The following is a 17,022-nucleotide window of genomic DNA, read 5'->3' as shown; positions in this document are numbered from 1 at the left end:
CTTTGTGTTTTGCGGCCTCCCGCAATGCCATTGAACCATAGTCACAGAATTATTTTTTGAATGAAAGACGAGTCTCAAGTAAAAATTACCCTGCCCGATGGTAGCGAACGTTTTTACCCAAAAGGGGTAACCGCTCTCGAAATCGCGCTCAGTATCAGTGAAGGGCTTGCACGGAACGTGATAGCAGCCAAAGTCAACAATGAAGTCTGGGACCCTACGCGCCAGATCACGGAGGACTCCCTGGTAAAACTGCTGACGTGGAACGACGAGGATGGTAAAGCGACGTTCTGGCACTCCTCGGCCCACTTGCTGGCCGAAGCATTGGAAGCGCTCTATCCGGGAATTAAGTTCGGTACGGGACCTTCCATCGAAAAGGGCTTTTACTATGATGTAGACTTGGGAGGACAGACTATTTCGCAGGAAGATTTTCCTAAAATCGAAGCGAAAATGCTGGAACTTGCCCGCCAGAAAAACGAATATATCCGCAAGCCGATCAGCAAGGCCGAAGCAATCGAGTACTTTACCAAAAAGGGCGACGAATACAAGCTGGAACTGATCGACGGGCTGGAAGACGGCTCCATTACATTGTACGAGCAAGGTGGTTTCACCGACCTTTGCCGTGGGCCGCATATCCCGAATACCGGTTTTATCAAAGCCGCCAAACTGACTAACATTGCGGGCGCCTATTGGCGTAACAAGCAGGAAAACAAGATGCTTACCCGCATTTACGGGATCACTTTTCCAAAGCAAAAAGAGCTGGAAGAATATGTGACCCTGATGGAAGAAGCCAAAAAGCGTGACCACCGCCGCCTGGGCAAGGAGTTGGAGCTTTTTGCATTCTCTGAAAAGGTAGGACAAGGTTTGCCGCTGTGGTTACCTAAGGGCGCGATGCTTCGCGAGCGTCTGCAGGCGTTCCTGAGCAAGGCGCAGTCGCGAGCAGGGTACGTACCTGTGATCACGCCGCATATCGGCAGCAAGGATTTGTACGTGACTTCGGGCCACTGGGACAAATATGGCAAGGACTCATTCCAACCCATTAAGACCCCGAACCTCGATGAGGAGTACATGCTCAAACCGATGAACTGCCCGCACCACTGCGAAATCTATAAGACCTCTCCTCGCTCCTACAAAGACCTGCCATTGCGGTTCTCGGAGTTTGGAACGGTATACCGTTACGAGCAAAGCGGTGAGTTGCACGGGCTTACACGCGTACGCGGGTTCACGCAGGACGATGCGCACATTTTCTGCCGCCCCGATCAGGTGAAGGAAGAATTCATCCGCGTGATCGATCTGGTATTGTATGTGTTCAAGTCACTTGGGTTCGACGATTACAGCGCACAGATTTCTCTGCGTGACCCTAATAACAAGGAGAAGTACATCGGCCGCGACGAAGACTGGGAAAAAGCGGAAAGCGCGATCATCGAAGCGGCAGCGGAACGCGGACTGAGCACGGTAACCGAGCTCGGCGAGGCGGCATTCTACGGCCCGAAGCTCGACTTTATGGTGCGTGACGCATTGGGACGGAAATGGCAGCTCGGCACCATCCAGGTGGATTACCAGCTTCCGCAACGTTTCCAACTTGAATACACCGGTTCCGACAACCAGAAGCACCGCCCGGTAATGATCCACCGCGCGCCTTTCGGTTCAATGGAACGTTTTACCGCGATTTTGATTGAAAATACTGCGGGCCAGTTTCCGTTGTGGCTATCGCCGGACCAGATTGCGATCCTACCCATTTCCGAGAAATTCGCGGATTATGCGGAAGACGTATTCTTCCAGTTGCAGGATCACGACATCCGCGGGTTTGTAGACCACCGCGACGAGAAGATAGGACGCAAGATCCGTGATGCGGAAGTTACCAAAGTGCCGTTCATGCTCATCGTGGGCGAGAAGGAAGCAGCCGAAGGAAAACTTTCCGTGCGCCGCAAAGGTGAAGGTGATTTAGGAAGTATGACGATCGACGAGTTTACCGCTTTTTTCAAGAAGGAAGCCGCTATTGCTTGATGTTTTTGTAACATTTTAGTATTATTCCAGCAATAAGGCACTATTTTTGTGGGCGTAGTGTTAATTTTTTCGATTTCCACCAAAAACAAAAAAACACCAATACAAATTATATGGCATTAAGACCCCCTAGTGGACGGATGAGGATTCCCGAAGAACCTTACAAAATTAACGAACGAATTACAGCAAAAGAAGTACGATTGGTCGGCGAAAACATTGAGCCGGGCATCGTGGATATCAATACCGCCCGCGCTATGGCAAAGGCACAAGGACTTGACCTGGTTGAAATTGCACCAACAGCAGTTCCGCCAGTCTGCAAAGTAGTTGACTATTCGAAATTCAAATACGAGCAGAAAAAGAAGCAAAAGGAAATCAAGGCGAAAGCTCAGAAAGTGGTTATCAAGGAAATCCGTTTCGGCCCGAACACGGACGACCACGACTTCGATTTCAAATTGAAGCATGCGACCAACTTCCTGAAAGAAGGTTCGAAAGTAAAAGCATACGTGCATTTCGTGGGACGTACGATCGTCTTCAAAGAACGCGGTGTAAACCTTTTGAAAAAGTTTTCCGAAGCATTGTCAGATTACGGTAAGCTGGAAATGGAGCCTAAGCTGGAAGGAAAACGGATGACGATCATCCTCGCCCCTGCGCCTGCAAAAAGCAAGTAATACGCTGATTTATAAAGCATATTTGATAGAAAATCGTGTTTTCGGCACCATGTCGGGAACACGATTTTTATTTAATACAGATTATAGCTAATTTTGCGCGCTGTTTTATATTTTATCAACTATTAGTTTTTTTGAATCATGCCTAAAATGAAAACCAACTCTGGTGCTAAAAAGCGTTTCGCGCTGACAGGCACTGGAAAAATCAAACGTAAGCACGCTTTCCACAGCCACATCCTGACCAAAAAATCAAACAAGCGCAAGCGTGGTTTGGTGAAGACTGGTTTGATCGATGTGTCTAACGAGAAGCAAGTATTGGCAATGCTTCGGAAATAATCCGTAAAAAGCCAATCAGAAATTAACCTCTGGTTTTTTGTTCAACCCGATAGAAGGCATTAAAGTCCCAGCAGGGCGCCGATTATCAAAAACAGTTAAATTATGCCACGTTCAGTAAATCACGTTGCGTCACGTGCAAGACGTAAAAAAGTTTTAAAACTCGCGAAAGGCTATTTCGGCCGTCGCAAAAATGTATGGACCGTTGCCAAAAACGCCGTAGAGCGCGGTTTGGCTTACGCATACGAAGGCCGTAAACAGAAGAAGCGTAACTTCCGCGCATTGTGGATCCAGCGTATCAACGCAGGAACCCGTCAGCACGGACTTTCTTATTCTGCTTTCATCGGCAAACTTAGTGCAAAAGGCATCGAGCTAAACAGGAAAGTACTTGCGGATCTCGCGATGAACCATCCTGACGCATTCAAAGCGATCGTTGATCAAGTAAAATAAAACAGCATCCCGCCTCTCCGGCGGGATTTTTTTTTTGCATAAAATTTGGATATTGCAGGCGACAATCAACTATTGTACCTCAAAACCAAATAGAAATGCTGGAACAACTCTTCGACCTCGTACAACAAAATTCCCAACAGGCTGTTGTCCAAAACCCCGCAGTGCCCAATGAGCACAATGAGGAGGTGATCAATACATTGACAAGCTCCATTACCGGCGGCTTGCAGGAACAGGTTCAAAGCGGTAACATCAGCGGGCTCATGAGTTTGTTCGGCGGTGAAAGCGGTACCTCCGGAGCTTCACTTCTCAATAATCCCATTGTAGCATCTATCGCGACAAATGCCATTGGCGCTATCGTCCAGAAATTCGGATTGAACAGCCAGGTGGCAGGCAGCATTGTAAACTCCGTATTGCCAGGCGTGCTGGGCGCCGTAATCGGCCAGTTGAACGGACAGGGCGGAGCCAACGGTTCCGGTGGCGGCTTCGATCTCGGCTCGCTCATTCAAATGGGCGGTGGCCTTTTCGGCGGCGGGAACGACCAGCAAGGTAAGCCTGCCTCCGGCGGCATAGATCTGGGCGGAATGCTGGGAGGCCTTTTCGGCGGAAAGTAACAACAAAGAATAATTGCAGGATAAAACACGGGCTTTAAAACGGTAGTACATTTGCAAAAAATGATGTACTACCATAAAGCCCTTTTTCTTTTTCCTAACTCACCTAACCATGGACTCAAGAAGAGAATTTATCCGGAAAGCCACCATGCTCACCGGAGCAGCCGGATTATTCGGCACCCTACCCGCCTCTATTCAAAAAGCTTTGGCCATTAACCCTCCGAAGGGCACCACCTGGAAAGACGCGGAACATGTGGTGATACTGATGCAGGAAAACCGGTCGTTCGATCACTCTTACGGTACGCTTCGGGGCGTGCGCGGTTTCAACGATCCCAGGGCCATCACCCTTCCGAATAAAAACCTCGTCTGGCTGCAAACCAATGCATTCGGCGAAACCTACGTGCCTTTCCGTCTGAATATCAAAGAATCCAAAGCTACCTGGATGGGCTCGCTCCCGCATTCATGGCCTAATCAGGTGGACGCGCGAAATGGAGGTAAATACGACAAATGGCTCATTGCCAAGCAGCCGGGTAACAAGGATTATGCTAAAATGCCTTTAACGCAAGGTTTTTATAACCGGGAGGACATTCCTTTCTACTATGCCATGGCGGATGCATTTACCGTCTGCGATCAGAATTTTTGCTCCTCGCTGACCGGTACCACGCCAAACCGACTCTACCTCTGGTCGGGGAGCGTCCGTGAAAATACCGACCCTAACAAGCATTACGCAAACATCCGCAACGAGAACGTGACCGACGACCGCGAGGCGTCATGGACCACATTCCCCGAACGGCTCGAAGACAACGGCGTTTCATGGAAAATATACCAGAATGAACTGAGTATCAACACAGGTTTCACGGGTGAGGAAGATGCATGGCTCGCCAACTTCACCGATAACCCCATTGAATGGTTTACCCAGTACAATATCCGTTACCATACCGGCTACCAACGGTATTTGAAAGAACGCCAGCAAATGTTGCCAGGCGAGATCGAGGAGGCGCAAGCGAAATTAAAATCGCTTTCCGGCAAGGGCGCGTCCGATCTTGAAAAAGTATTAAAAGAGAAGCGCGCGTTGCTCAAACTGGCCAATGAAGAGCTGATCCGTTGGAGCGCTGAAAGATTCGAAAAACTGTCACAGCGCGGGAAGAACATCCATCAGAAAGCATTCACTGTCAATAAGAATGACCCGGATTACAGGAAAATCACCACGGTAAAATACCATGACGGAGACATTGAACATGAGGCCAAAGCGCCGATGGGCGATGTGTTGCATCAGTTCCGTTCGGATGTAAAGACCGGCGCGTTACCGACCGTTTCCTGGCTGGTAGCACCCGAAAACTTCTCCGATCACCCCGGCGCGCCGTGGTATGGCGCGTGGTATGTTTCTGAGGTGATCGATATCCTCACAGCGGATCCGGAGGTTTGGAAAAAGACGATCTTCATTCTTTGTTACGACGAAAATGATGGTTATTTCGATCACGTGCCACCATTTGTCGTTCCGGATCCTTATAAAGAAGACACCGGTGCCGTTTCTGCTGGCATCGACTGCAAGACGGAGTTCGTGACCTTGGAGCAGGATATGAAGAAAAAGGAAAAGGAAGAATGCCGGGAGAGCCCGATCGGACTGGGCTATCGTGTTCCACTGATCGTCGCTTCGCCCTGGAACCGGGGTGGAAATGTGTGCTCGGAGGTGTTCGACCATACTTCCATTTTGCAGTTCCTCGAAAAATTCGTGAGCCTGAAATCCGGTAAGCAGGTAAAAGAAACGAATATCACCGAATGGCGGCGTACTATTTGCGGTGACCTGACTTCGACATTTACTCCTTACGACGGCCAGGAGATCAAGTTGCCAACCTTCCTGGAAAGAGAAGAGTTTATGGAAAGCATTTTCAATGCGAAATTCAAAAAACTTCCAAATGGCTATAAAGCGCTGTCCAAAAATGAGATTGAAGAGGTAAACAACAATCCGCTCGGCTCCCCTATTTTGCCTAAGCAGGAAAAAGGAACAAGGCCGGCTTGCGCCATCCCGTACGAATTATATGCCGACGGCGCATTCAGTGCTGCCAAAAATGCATTCGAAATTAAGCTGGAAGCCAGAAATGGCATATTTCACGACAAATCTGCCGGTTCGCCTTTTATCGTATATGCCCCGGGAAAATACAAAAACGAAGAGCTGAAAGTATGGAACTACGCTGTGAAGCCAGGAGATGCGCTCACCGGTTCCTGGGCTCTGTCCAATTTCGGGAACCAGCATTACCATTTAAAAGTCTACGGGCCAAACGGATTCTTCAGGGAATACAGCGGAGATAAAGAGCACGGGCTTTTAAAGGTAGAATGCGCCTACCAGCTCGATCGTAGTAAAAAACCGACCGGACATATTGAATTGAAAATCAGTAATCTGCATCCAAGTCAAAACGTAGTTTTGAAGATCACAGACAACGCTTACGGCGCTCCTATTCAAACTCTTACACTTGAAAAAGCTCCTGCCGGGGCCAAATCGAAGAAAAGCATCGTACTGAATCTTGCAAAAAGCTTCAACTGGTATGATTTCACAGTCGCAGTGGAAGGTACTGAAAACGCCTTCTCACGGTTTGCAGGCCACGTCGAAACCGGCGCGGTCAGCGAAAGCGACCCATATATGGGACAAATGATTAGCTAAGTCCCTACCCAACGTCAGGCCGAAACCCGGCCTGACACTTTGTCATTCTTATTTTGTAGGAAAGATTCTGGTACGGGGTTTTTAATAAAACTCCCAGTGACCCGCCGAAAAGATGTTCGGTGAGTCCGAAAGTCCAGAATCAAATCATACTTAACTTATAAAATAGAAAAATGGGAAAAATTATTGGCATAGACTTAGGAACAACGAACTCCTGCGTGGCTGTCATGGAGGGTAACGAGCCGGTTGTAATAGCCAACAGCGAAGGTGCCCGCACTACCCCTTCCGTGGTTGCATTCATGGATAATGGTGAGCGCAAAATCGGAGCACCGGCCAAACGTCAGGCGATTACCAATCCCAAGCATACTATTAGCTCCATCAAGAGATTCATGGGTAAAAAATACGATGACACAACCTCTGAAATGAAGACGGTTGCGTACAGCGTAGAAAAAGGCCCTAACAATACCCCACGCATTCCTATCGGTGACCGCCTTTACACCCCACAGGAAGTTTCCGCTTTCATTCTTCAAAAAATGAGACAAACTGCGGAAGACTATCTGGGTCAGGAAGTTACCGAGGCGGTGATCACCGTTCCTGCGTACTTTAACGATGCGGAACGTCAGGCAACAAAAGAAGCTGGTCAGATCGCCGGTCTGGATGTAAAACGTATCATCAACGAACCTACTGCTGCTGCCCTGGCTTACGGCCTCGACAAACAGCATAAGGATATGAAAATTGCCGTGTTCGACTTGGGTGGTGGTACTTTCGACGTATCTATCCTTGAACTGGGCGATGGTGTATTCGAAGTAAAATCAACCGACGGTGATACCCACCTGGGTGGTGACGACTTCGACCAGGTAATCATCAACTGGTTGGCAGACGAATTCCAAAAGGATGAAAATGTTGACCTGAGAAGAGATCCAATGGCATTGCAGCGTTTGAAAGAAGCTGCTGAAAAAGCGAAAGTTGAATTGTCGAGCTCCGCTCAGACTGAAATCAACCTGCCATACATCTTCCCGGTTGATGGTATTCCAAAACACCTTGTACGCACGCTGACCCGTGCTAAATTCGAGCAACTTGCCGATTCTCTGTTCCAACGCATGATGGAACCTTGTAAAAGAGCGATGAAAAACGCAGGCTATTCGAACAGCGACATCGATGAGGTGATCCTGGTAGGTGGTTCTACGCGTATCCCTCGTGTGCAGGAAGAAGTAGAGAAGTTCTTTGGCAGAAAACCTTCGAAAAATGTTAACCCTGACGAGGCTGTGGCCGTTGGTGCTGCAATCCAGGGTGGTGTACTCACCGGTGAAGTGAAAGACGTACTTCTTTTGGACGTTATTCCTTTGTCGCTCGGTATCGAAACACTGGGTGGTGTGTTTACCAAGCTGATCGAAGCGAACACTACTATTCCGTCTAAGAAAACCGAAACGTTCTCGACTGCCGCTGACAATCAGCCTTCTGTGGAAATCCACGTATTGCAAGGCGAGCGTCCGCAAGCATCGAACAACCGTACACTCGGCCGATTCCACTTGTCTGATATTCCACCTGCACAACGCGGTGTACCTCAGATCGAAGTAACATTCGACGTGGATGCGAACGGTATCCTGCACGTTTCGGCAAAAGACAAAGGAACCGGCAAAGAGCAAAAAATCCGTATCGAGGCTTCCAGCGGTTTGACCGACGCAGAAATCAACAGAATGCGTGAAGAAGCCAAAGCTAACGAAGCTGCCGACAAAGCAGAACGTGAAAAAATTGAAAAAATCAACGGAGCTGATAGTCTGATCTTCTCGACTGAAAAACAGTTGAAAGAATATGGTGACAAACTTTCTGCCGGCAACAAGTCAAACATCGAAGGTGCATTGGCGGAACTGAAAACAGCTCACCAGTCTCAGGATCTCGCAGCTATCGATGCTGCATCGGAGAAATTGAATGCTGCATGGCAAGCTTCGGCTCAGGAAATGTATGCACAAGGTGGTGACGCCCAACCAGGTGCAGGTGGCCCAACCGGAAATCCCGGTGCAGGCGCCGACAGCAACGGTTCAACCGACGACGTGACGGACGTTAATTTCGAAGAAGTCAAATAAGACGATAAATTGAAAAAATCCCCGTCCTTTAAACAGATGGGGATTTTTTTTACACGCAGTGTTACATTTTGGGGTGACCAGGCGTATATAAGATTAGAAAACAGGGCTTCCAAGTACTGGCACTGATTTTTTTATTAACAACAAAATCTTCATCAATCTCATTAACCACCTAAAAAATCATCTTCTATGGACGCAAGAATCGCATTACCAGAATTGATGTACCTTTCTCCTACTACCCGCGAAAAAGCGGTGGCTGTTGCGCAGGAACTTCTCCGGTCAACCAACATTTCTCCTCGCGAAGCCGTTTCCAAAGCGATTCTGATTGCGAAAAATTGGGCGGTAAAAAATGTGAACCGCAGCGTTTGGAAAAAATTGAAATCTGTTGAAAAAGAAATGATATGATCGAACTGAAATTCAAAGGTCAGGTCGTCATTGTTACGGGATCCAGCTCCGGAATCGGGAAGGCCTGTGCGTTACATTTCGGAAACAACGGCGCGCATGTTGTTGTGAATTATAGTTCCAATGCAGCAGCCGGGCAGGAAGTTGTCGACGAAATTCAGGCCAACGGCGGCAGCGCGATTCTGGTGAAAGCCGATGTAAGCAAGGAAGATGAAGTGAAGGCATTATTCGCTGAAACGGTCAACCGGTTTGGAAGGCTCGATGTGCTCGTCAGCAATGCGGGCCTGCAAAAAGACTCGTCGTTTCTGGAAATGACTTTGGAGCAATGGCAAAAAGTGATCGACGTCAACCTGACGGGACAGTTTCTCGCCTGCCGGGAAGCAGCCCGGCAATTTATTGCTCAGCAACAGGCAGTTACCGAACCAAACCACAGCGAACTGGCGATTGGAAAGATTGTCTTAATGAGCTCCGTTCACGATGTAATTCCCTGGGCGGGGCATGTGAACTATGCCGCTTCGAAAGGTGGGATCATGATGTTCATGAAATCCATTTCACAGGAGCTTGCGCCACATAAGATTCGTGTAAACTCTGTAAGCCCCGGAGCGATCAAGACGCCGATCAACAAAGAGGTCTGGTCAGATCCCAACAAATATCAGGACCTGCTCCAACTGATCCCCTACAAAAGGATCGGCACCGCGCAGGATGTCGCAAAGGCAGTTGCCTGGCTGGCATCGGACGATTCGGACTATGTAAATGGCGAAACGCTCTACATCGATGGTGGAATGACTCTTTATCCGGAGTTTGCGGATAATGGGTAAGTATCGGGCTATAAGCTGTAAGCAATAGGCTGTATGCTATAAGCAAATAAAAAAGGCTGTATATGTTGGCGGCACTATAACCACCTACTATACAGCCTTTTATATTTAACTTTAAGCAACTGCTTTACAGCCTAAAGCTTAAAGCCTACAGCACCTTACCTATTGCATTACAAACTCGCCCCTTTCAACCGACCAGTCATTTCCGAAGAATCCCGACATTTTCACTTCCTTGATTCCGTTTTTCAGCATATCGGCTGAGAAAATCATCAGATCGGGGAAGCCGCTGCCGCCACTGAAATACTGATTTGCATTCGCTGCCTGAAAACCTGCCTTGCCTGTCCCCGAAATGACTGTAACCGAAGCCACCTTGCTGTCCGATCTCGGGTAAATGAAATAGGCCGCGAGGTCGTTACCTGCAAACTGTTTTTCCCCTACCTTGATACTTCCGGTCGTTACCGTTACGGGACAGTTTTTCAGGACTTTCTCCCAGGCGAGATTGGTATTTTTATTGCCATAAAGAATTACACCCCTGTCCTTAAACTGCTGTGGATCAAAGTCTTTATCAGCAACGATATCCACCGCACCATTACCACGATAGTACCACGATTCAGCATCAAATGTCGCTTTCTGGAATGCCCAGTTCTTCTCCTCAGCACTGCCGCCGGTGGCGTAAACGTATACCATTCGATTTCTGAATGCATCTTTCAAAGTGCCGCTACGCTCCGGGTTCTTTTCAGTGGCGGCCGGAGCGCCTGCCAGTTTCCAGCTCCCATCGTTTTTCAGGTAAATGGTTTCATTACCTTTCACAATATATTCTAATGGCGCCTTTCCATCCAGTACAATCTTCAATTTCGAACCGGCTGCGAATGCGCCGAGATCCAGTGAAAGCAATGCAACATTGTCGGTAGTACCTTCTATCCGCAAGTCCTTTTTACTACTGGTAAGCTGAATATGACTGTATTTCAGCGAATTGATCTGCTGGTACACACCCGCCCAGCGCATGTGTGAGGAGATACCCGGGTTGGCCGTTTTGAAATCAATGGACGTCACCGTAGTGTCCCTGGGAATGGAATGCCAGCTGAAAAAATTGAAGATCGGCGGCCAGTCTACGCTGATGTCGCCATACCAGTGCTCTCCGCCAACGTGCTCGTAATAGCTGAAATCGCGGTGGAATTTCCCGAGGATGTCACGCATCTGGCGCGCGTAGGTGACCGGTACCGTTCTGTCCGCGTCGCCATGAGCGATGTAAACGCCCAGGCTCTTATAGTTTGAAGTCAATGCTAATACATTACTTGGATTACTGGCTCTCAGCAACATAGCCTCGATGGGCGAACCGGCGCTATCCGGGATCACACCATCGTGCGAACCGTAAGATGCTAACGTCGGGTAACCGGCAGAGGGCGCGATTGCCGCCCATTTCTCCGGATAAATGGCGCCTAGAAACCAGGTGCCATGCCCGCCCATCGAATGACCGGTCAAATATATACGTGAAGGATCCGGGTTAAATTGCTTCTTAGCAATGCCGAGTACTTCCAATGCATCCATCCTTCCCCAATCCTCCCAGTTGAACCCGCGTGGGCGGCGGTTTGTAGGTGCCACCAACACCCCCCAATCTTTGGGTTTATAAGCACGAGCCTGGCTAATCGCCTGAACCTCTGCGCCATGTACCGAGAAAAATAAAGCCGGTTGTCCGTTTTGTCCGCCATTAACCTGGGGAGAAACTGCAAAATATTGCACGCTTCCATCCAGCTCGCTCACAAATGTCCGGCTGTATTGCTTTCCAGCCTCCACCGACTGGATCGCTATTTTCGTCTGATCGGTCACTTTGCCATTCTGCAAGAGGTTGAGCAAAACTTCATTTCTCTCAACACCAGTCACACCGCTTCCGTCAATGAGCACACCGACTTTTCGCAATGCCATGGCCGGTACCGATGGCAGTTTGGTAACCATGTCTCTTCCAGCCACAGTTGTCTTCATTTCCAGACCAGTCAATGGTTTTTTGGTCATGTTTGAAATAACAACGCCTGTCCAGAGTGAATCATTTTTGAAACCGGGAACGACGTCGGAAATCGTAAGATCCTCTGAATTAATGGAAACCGCTTTTTCCGGAAATGTCAGGTTAGCGGTAATGCCACCGAAACGACCGAAACGTGCTACACGCGCATAAATTTCATTTTTCCCTTTTTTCAGAACAACGGGTAAGTGCATCCAGCCATACCGGTACATGTCGCCCCCGTGCGGGACACCATTCAGGAAAATCATGTCCTGCCCGGTAATCGTCAAAATCGCGTTCTGCTCTTTTTTCGATTCATAAGTCAGGTACACATAGCCGTTTGAAAATGCGTCACCCCGAAAACGGTGAGTTGAGTCGGCTTGCACTTTTTTCCATTTCACCTCCCCCGCTTTTGGGTCAGTCAATAAAACTCCTCCCTCTTGCGGTTTGAGCGTACCTTTATAAAGCTGGTAAGCAAGTTGGTCAGTATACAGGGCTTCCCGGCCATATTGATGGCACGGCCCTACGGCCAGTCCCTCTTCAAAATGGTAAACCGATTGTGCCTGGTTTTGGGAAAAGATAAATAGTAAAGAGAGTGTAGCAAAAATCCTTTTCATTCAAAGAGGTTTAGTAGTCAGACAAAAACTAAACTTAATAAAAAATATTAATAATAGTGATGCAGATTTTCAATTAACTAAACATTCAGAGAAAATGCCCTCAAAATTGTCTCAAATCACCTTTTTTACGTTTCGCGCGGTCAGAATTCAAAAAATGAAGCGTAACTTTCGGTGTACAATTTCAGAACTATGATCTCAAAAATATCACAATCCACTATTCGATTTATTGCTCAACATCAATGGCTTATCTGGCTATGGAGTTTTTTGATCTTGGTTGCGTGCACTTGGCCAGGCAAAGATCTGCCAGCGGCACCCGTCCTAGGTTTTGATAAAATTGTCCACTCGGGACTCTTTACAGTATGGGCGATTCTCGCGCTGATTATTTACCCTGAAAAAAGCCGGTTTGTGGTGGGATTGGGAATGGCTTACGGGCTGGGGCTGGAATTTTACCAGCAGCTTCTGCCATTCGACCGCACTTTTGACTGGTGGGACGCTGTGGCAGATGCTGCTGGTGTATTAATCGGCTATCTTTTTACAAGACTGGTGCTGAAAAACTAACGCCAGCGTTTGTACTGATTGATCAAACCGTTGGTCGAACTGTCGTGGTTGGTAACCGGCCAGTCGTTTTGTAATTCTGGGTAAATTTTGTTGGCAAGCTGCTTGCCCAGCTCAACACCCCATTGATCAAAGCTGTAAATGTTCCAGATGATTCCTTGTACGAAAATCTTATGTTCGTACATCGCGATCAGACTGCCCAGCACTTTGGGCGTAATCTTTTTCACGAGGATCGAATTGGTTGGGCGGTTACCAGAGAAAACCTTGAACGGCGCGATCTGCTCAATCTCGGCATCGCTCTTTCCGGCGGCTTTCAGTTCCGCGCGCACTTCCTCGTCGGTCTTGCCGTTCATCAATGCTTCTGTCTGCGCGAAGAAGTTAGATAACAGCATTTTATGGTGCTCGCCCAGCGGGTTGTGGCTCACAGCCGGAGCGATAAAATCGCAAGGTATGAGTTTGGTACCCTGGTGGATCAGCTGGTAAAATGCATGCTGACCGTTGGTACCCGGCTCACCCCAGATCACCGGACCGGTTTGGTAACCTACCGGCTTGCCGTCGCGACCGGTGCTTTTTCCGTTACTTTCCATATCACCTTGCTGGAAGTAAGCTGCGAAACGGTGCATGTACTGATCGTACGGAAGGATCGCCTGCGTTTGCGCGTCGAAGAAATCGTTGTACCAGATCCCGAGCAATGCGAGGATCACCGGAATGTTACGTTCCAGCTTGGTGGTCCGGAAATGCTTATCCATTTCGTGCGCGCCCGAGAGCAACTGCTCGAAATTCTGGAAGCCTACGTAGCAGGCAATCGACAAGCCGATCGCAGACCAAAGGGAATAGCGCCCTCCTACCCAATCCCAGAAACCGAACATGTTTTCAGGATCGATACCGAATTTCTCTACTTCGGAACGGTTGGTCGAGATTGCGACGAAATGCTTTTTCACATGCTCCTCATCCGACGCCTTTTCCAGGAACCAGCTCCGCGCGCTGTGCGCATTTGCCATCGTTTCCTGCGTGGTAAAAGTTTTCGAAGCGATCATGAACAATGTCGTCTCCGGATTAAGCGATTTCACGGTTTCCGCAATGTGGGTACCGTCGACGTTTGAAACGAAATGTACGTTCAATCCATTTTTCGCGTAAGCTTTCAATGCCTCGGTTACCATCACCGGGCCCAGGTCGCTGCCGCCGATACCGATGTTCACGATGTCGGTGATTTCCTTGCCGGTATAACCTTTCCATGCTCCCGATCGCACGCGCGTCGAAAAGTCTTTCATTTTCGCCAGTACCTCGTTCACATCCGGCATTACATCCTTGCCATCCACGAGTACAGGCTCGTTGGACCGGTTGCGCAATGCAGTATGCAAAACGGCACGATCTTCGGTCGCATTGATTTTCGCGCCTGTGAACATCGCCTCGATCGCCTCTGCCAGCCCAGCCTCTTCGGCCAGTTGTACGAGGTACGAACGTGTGCGTGAGGTAATGCGGTTTTTGGAATAATCCAGTAATATGTCCCCGAAACGGATGGAGAACTTTTTATGGCGGTCGGTGTCTTCCTCGAAAAGAGTCTTTAAATGCTTTTGTGAAATGGTTTTGTGATGCGTTTTCAGCTTTTTATAAGCCGCCAACTGATCAAAGGGGACGTTTGAAAGCATTGTTTCTGGCGTTATGGTAAAAAATCAAACCTTGGTTATGCAAAAATAGGGTTTTACAGCAGTTAATACGCGTTTTTCAGATTAACTGGCCTGGCAAACTCCCCGGAAATAGCCCACCGACTCGGCGATTCCAGCCAGCGGCTCTTTCATATCTTTCTCATATTCAAGGCTACACGAACCCTGGTATTTGACTTTGCGTAACATTTTCACAAATGCAGGAATATCAATAATTCCTCGTCCCAATTCACAGGTTTTGCCATCCTTGGTCGCCGCAGTCACGTTTTTGAGGTGAATGTCAAAAATGCGCTTGCTGTACTTGCCCAGATCGGCCACCGAGTCCTGGTTGTCGCGCTTGTTATGCCCCATATCGAAGCAAAGCCCTACCCTCGGGTCAAGATCTTTCACATAGTTGTACACCGAGGTTGCATTAGGATACAGTTTGTCTTCCGGGCCGTGGTTATGGATCGCGTAGCGGATATTGTATTCCTTCACTTTTTGCTCCACATATTTCAGATCGTCGTGATTGGGTATGCCAACGATCAGGTCCACGCCCACCCGCTTGGCATAGTCGAATGCATTATCGATCTCCTGATGGGTTTTCGTATAAATTGGCCCGACTGCATACCCAGTCACTCCGGCGTCTTTCAGCTTTTGGTGAAATGCAGTGATTTGCTCGGCGGTACTGTTGTAGGGCAAATGAAAATCCTTGATACACAAATAATGAACATCTGTCTTCTTCATCATTTCGAGCGCTTCGTCGAGCTTGAAATGCACAAAACTGTAACCGGCCATGCCAAGCTTGAATGTATCCTCCTTTTTGGCCGGGGCCGCATTGCTGTTTTCCGGAAGCGAAATGATACTGCCGGCCACGAGCCCGGCTAAGCCTTTTTTGACAAATGTTCTTCTCGAATTCATTCTGTTCAGATTAAATTAATTGCTCTATACGTAAAAGACGAAGAGTCGCGGATTTACCACCTATCGGCTCAAATCTTAAGTTTAATACCAATGCGGTTGATCACGCCCGTAAGCAGGATGACCAGCAACGCAAAGCAGGCCGATTTTACGAGACCAATAATTCCCGTGCGCAGATACACCGGCAAACTGATACCGGCCAGGGTGATGACGGCATACCATATATAAGGAATGAGATAGCAGGTCAGCGTCGCGGTACCGGCGGGCCTGATCACGTTCGCCCAGTTTTTGAGTTTTTTCAAATCAACCAGCCAGAACAGAAATGCGAAGGCAAAAAGGCTGATTCCCGTGCAGATCCCGACCCACGCCGGAGTGGCCCTGATTTTTGAAATACCCCAAAATGGCCGCGTGCCAAAACCGTAAGCGAGGCACACAACGCCCAGGACGATCAGGGTTACAAGAAAAGTGTTGTTAACCGCGTTCCGGCCATTCCGGTAAATCACCGACGCAACGACCCCGCCCATTACAAAAGCCGGCATCGAGCCGCTGCCTACGATCCAGACATACTTTTTGACAGGATCGAGAAAATCCAGTACGCCCGAGAAACTTGCCAGATTGAAAAGAATAAAAAACAACCAACCTGCGATCGCCCACGCAAGTCGGTCGCCTGTGAGCAGGTACGTAAGCGCGCCGAGCAGGTACGACCAGCCAATAAGGCCGAGAATGCCGTACCAATGCGTTTCCATCCAGGAGGGATTTTCCGCATCCCCACCTTTGTAAATCACAGCCAACCCAGCAAGCAGCAGGTAGCCCGCGATTTTCAACGCGATGTAGAATCCCTTCTTGTCGGGGTTGGACGGGTAGACATTCCAGATCAGGAAAAAGGCGATCACCATCCCGATTTCCCAGACATATTTGTTGACCACCATCGCTCCATCGGCGATATTCTCGTAGTTCACAATGAATATTCCCATGAGCAACAATGCAAACGTCCGCTCGGCAATGTGCCTTACAATCAGCGCATTCGAATCCCCCTTCTTCCGGCGGTTGGCGATTGCGAACGGGATCGAAAGTCCTACTATAAACAGAAAGCCCGGGAACACAACGTCCGAAAGGCCCATCGCGTCTTCGGCGGCTTTACTGTGTTCGAGCCATTTAGGAACATCTTCCAGCGACCACAGATCGTTCACAAAAATCATTAAAAACATGGTGACCGCCCTGAATACGTCTATCGAATCCAGGCGGAGCGAGGGGGAATAAGGAGGCATCATCAGAAGGTTTG

At 48.7% G+C, this 17,022-nt stretch carries 14 protein-coding genes; 10 read left to right on the top strand and 4 right to left on the bottom strand.

Annotation, left to right across the window (positions count from 1 at the left end):
- The first annotated feature begins 60 nt into the window (after positions 1–60).
- From thrS to AAHB90_RS22585, 9 genes are all read left to right on the top strand, one after another.
- Positions 61–2,004, top strand: coding sequence for a threonine--tRNA ligase (gene thrS / locus AAHB90_RS22625; protein WP_342087515.1), 1,944 nt, complete (start codon positions 61–63; stop codon positions 2,002–2,004).
- Positions 2,005–2,114: 110 nt separating this feature from the next.
- Complete coding sequence (gene infC / locus AAHB90_RS22620; RefSeq protein ID WP_342087514.1) at positions 2,115–2,669, top strand: translation initiation factor IF-3; 555 nt, start codon at positions 2,115–2,117, stop codon at positions 2,667–2,669.
- 138 nt (positions 2,670–2,807) lie between these two features.
- The gene (gene rpmI, locus AAHB90_RS22615; RefSeq protein ID WP_090376615.1) at positions 2,808–3,002 is read left to right on the top strand and encodes a 50S ribosomal protein L35; all 195 of its coding nucleotides are present in this window, start codon (positions 2,808–2,810) and stop codon (positions 3,000–3,002) included.
- 102 nt (positions 3,003–3,104) lie between these two features.
- Positions 3,105–3,449: a 50S ribosomal protein L20 gene (gene rplT / locus AAHB90_RS22610; RefSeq protein WP_342087513.1), complete on the top strand. Its 345-nt coding sequence runs from the start codon at positions 3,105–3,107 to the stop codon at positions 3,447–3,449.
- Positions 3,450–3,544: 95 nt separating this feature from the next.
- Positions 3,545–4,060 (top strand): hypothetical protein, encoded by a 516-nt coding sequence (locus tag AAHB90_RS22605; RefSeq protein ID WP_342087512.1) that lies wholly within the window; start codon positions 3,545–3,547, stop codon positions 4,058–4,060.
- 109 nt (positions 4,061–4,169) lie between these two features.
- The gene (locus AAHB90_RS22600) at positions 4,170–6,716 is read left to right on the top strand and encodes a phosphocholine-specific phospholipase C (protein ID WP_342087511.1); all 2,547 of its coding nucleotides are present in this window, start codon (positions 4,170–4,172) and stop codon (positions 6,714–6,716) included.
- A gap of 170 nt (positions 6,717–6,886) precedes the next feature.
- Positions 6,887–8,797 carry a molecular chaperone DnaK gene (dnaK, locus tag AAHB90_RS22595; protein WP_342087510.1) on the top strand — a complete coding sequence of 637 codons (1,911 nt, stop codon included), beginning with the start codon at positions 6,887–6,889 and terminating at the stop codon, positions 8,795–8,797.
- A gap of 186 nt (positions 8,798–8,983) precedes the next feature.
- Positions 8,984–9,199, top strand: a complete 216-nt coding sequence (locus AAHB90_RS22590) for a hypothetical protein (RefSeq protein ID WP_342087509.1) — start codon at positions 8,984–8,986, stop codon at positions 9,197–9,199.
- Positions 9,196–10,014, top strand: a complete 819-nt coding sequence (locus AAHB90_RS22585) for an SDR family oxidoreductase (RefSeq protein WP_342087508.1) — start codon at positions 9,196–9,198, stop codon at positions 10,012–10,014. The genes AAHB90_RS22590 and AAHB90_RS22585 overlap by 4 nt, the downstream gene beginning before the upstream one ends.
- 159 nt (positions 10,015–10,173) lie before the next feature.
- On the opposite strand, the gene AAHB90_RS22580 is transcribed toward AAHB90_RS22585, so the two are convergent.
- On the bottom strand, positions 10,174–12,624 hold the full coding sequence (locus AAHB90_RS22580) for an alpha/beta hydrolase-fold protein (RefSeq protein WP_342087507.1): 2,451 nt from the start codon (positions 12,622–12,624) through the stop codon (positions 10,174–10,176).
- 189 nt (positions 12,625–12,813) lie between these two features.
- Here AAHB90_RS22580 and AAHB90_RS22575 point away from each other — a divergent pair, with 189 nt between their 5' ends.
- On the top strand, positions 12,814–13,182 hold the full coding sequence (locus tag AAHB90_RS22575; RefSeq protein WP_342087506.1) for a VanZ family protein: 369 nt from the start codon (positions 12,814–12,816) through the stop codon (positions 13,180–13,182).
- On the opposite strand, the gene pgi is transcribed toward AAHB90_RS22575, so the two are convergent.
- The 3 genes from pgi to AAHB90_RS22560 all read right to left on the bottom strand — a co-directional run bounded on the left by pgi (position 13,179) and on the right by AAHB90_RS22560 (position 17,011).
- On the bottom strand, positions 13,179–14,828 hold the full coding sequence (gene pgi / locus AAHB90_RS22570) for a glucose-6-phosphate isomerase (protein ID WP_342087505.1): 1,650 nt from the start codon (positions 14,826–14,828) through the stop codon (positions 13,179–13,181). The two genes, AAHB90_RS22575 and pgi, sit on opposite strands and share 4 nt — an antisense overlap.
- An 81-nt stretch (positions 14,829–14,909) precedes the next feature.
- Positions 14,910–15,743 carry a sugar phosphate isomerase/epimerase family protein gene (locus tag AAHB90_RS22565; protein WP_342087504.1) on the bottom strand — a complete coding sequence of 278 codons (834 nt, stop codon included), beginning with the start codon at positions 15,741–15,743 and terminating at the stop codon, positions 14,910–14,912.
- A gap of 68 nt (positions 15,744–15,811) precedes the next feature.
- Positions 15,812–17,011 (bottom strand): heparan-alpha-glucosaminide N-acetyltransferase domain-containing protein, encoded by a 1,200-nt coding sequence (locus tag AAHB90_RS22560; RefSeq protein ID WP_342087503.1) that lies wholly within the window; start codon positions 17,009–17,011, stop codon positions 15,812–15,814.
- Between the last annotated feature and the right edge of the window lie 11 nt (positions 17,012–17,022).

It is taken from the genome of Dyadobacter sp. OTU695 (assembly GCF_038440355.1).
Taxonomy (GTDB): domain Bacteria; phylum Bacteroidota; class Bacteroidia; order Cytophagales; family Spirosomataceae; genus Dyadobacter.
Note: the sequence above shows the minus strand (reverse complement) of the source record. Positions and strands in the feature narration are given on the sequence as shown.

Coding starts and splice junctions, on each gene's coding strand:
- AAHB90_RS22565 (WP_342087504.1), bottom strand. CDS start 15,743: ATGAATTCGAGAAGAACATTTGTCAAAAAAGGCTTAGCCGGGCTCGTG.
- AAHB90_RS22575 (WP_342087506.1), top strand. CDS start 12,814: ATGATCTCAAAAATATCACAATCCACTATTCGATTTATTGCTCAACAT.
- AAHB90_RS22560 (WP_342087503.1), bottom strand. CDS start 17,011: ATGATGCCTCCTTATTCCCCCTCGCTCCGCCTGGATTCGATAGACGTA.
- pgi (WP_342087505.1), bottom strand. CDS start 14,828: ATGCTTTCAAACGTCCCCTTTGATCAGTTGGCGGCTTATAAAAAGCTG.
- rplT (WP_342087513.1), top strand. CDS start 3,105: ATGCCACGTTCAGTAAATCACGTTGCGTCACGTGCAAGACGTAAAAAA.
- AAHB90_RS22580 (WP_342087507.1), bottom strand. CDS start 12,624: ATGAAAAGGATTTTTGCTACACTCTCTTTACTATTTATCTTTTCCCAA.
- infC (WP_342087514.1), top strand. CDS start 2,115: ATGGCATTAAGACCCCCTAGTGGACGGATGAGGATTCCCGAAGAACCT.
- thrS (WP_342087515.1), top strand. CDS start 61: ATGAAAGACGAGTCTCAAGTAAAAATTACCCTGCCCGATGGTAGCGAA.
- AAHB90_RS22600 (WP_342087511.1), top strand. CDS start 4,170: ATGGACTCAAGAAGAGAATTTATCCGGAAAGCCACCATGCTCACCGGA.
- dnaK (WP_342087510.1), top strand. CDS start 6,887: ATGGGAAAAATTATTGGCATAGACTTAGGAACAACGAACTCCTGCGTG.
- AAHB90_RS22585 (WP_342087508.1), top strand. CDS start 9,196: ATGATCGAACTGAAATTCAAAGGTCAGGTCGTCATTGTTACGGGATCC.
- AAHB90_RS22605 (WP_342087512.1), top strand. CDS start 3,545: ATGCTGGAACAACTCTTCGACCTCGTACAACAAAATTCCCAACAGGCT.
- rpmI (WP_090376615.1), top strand. CDS start 2,808: ATGCCTAAAATGAAAACCAACTCTGGTGCTAAAAAGCGTTTCGCGCTG.
- AAHB90_RS22590 (WP_342087509.1), top strand. CDS start 8,984: ATGGACGCAAGAATCGCATTACCAGAATTGATGTACCTTTCTCCTACT.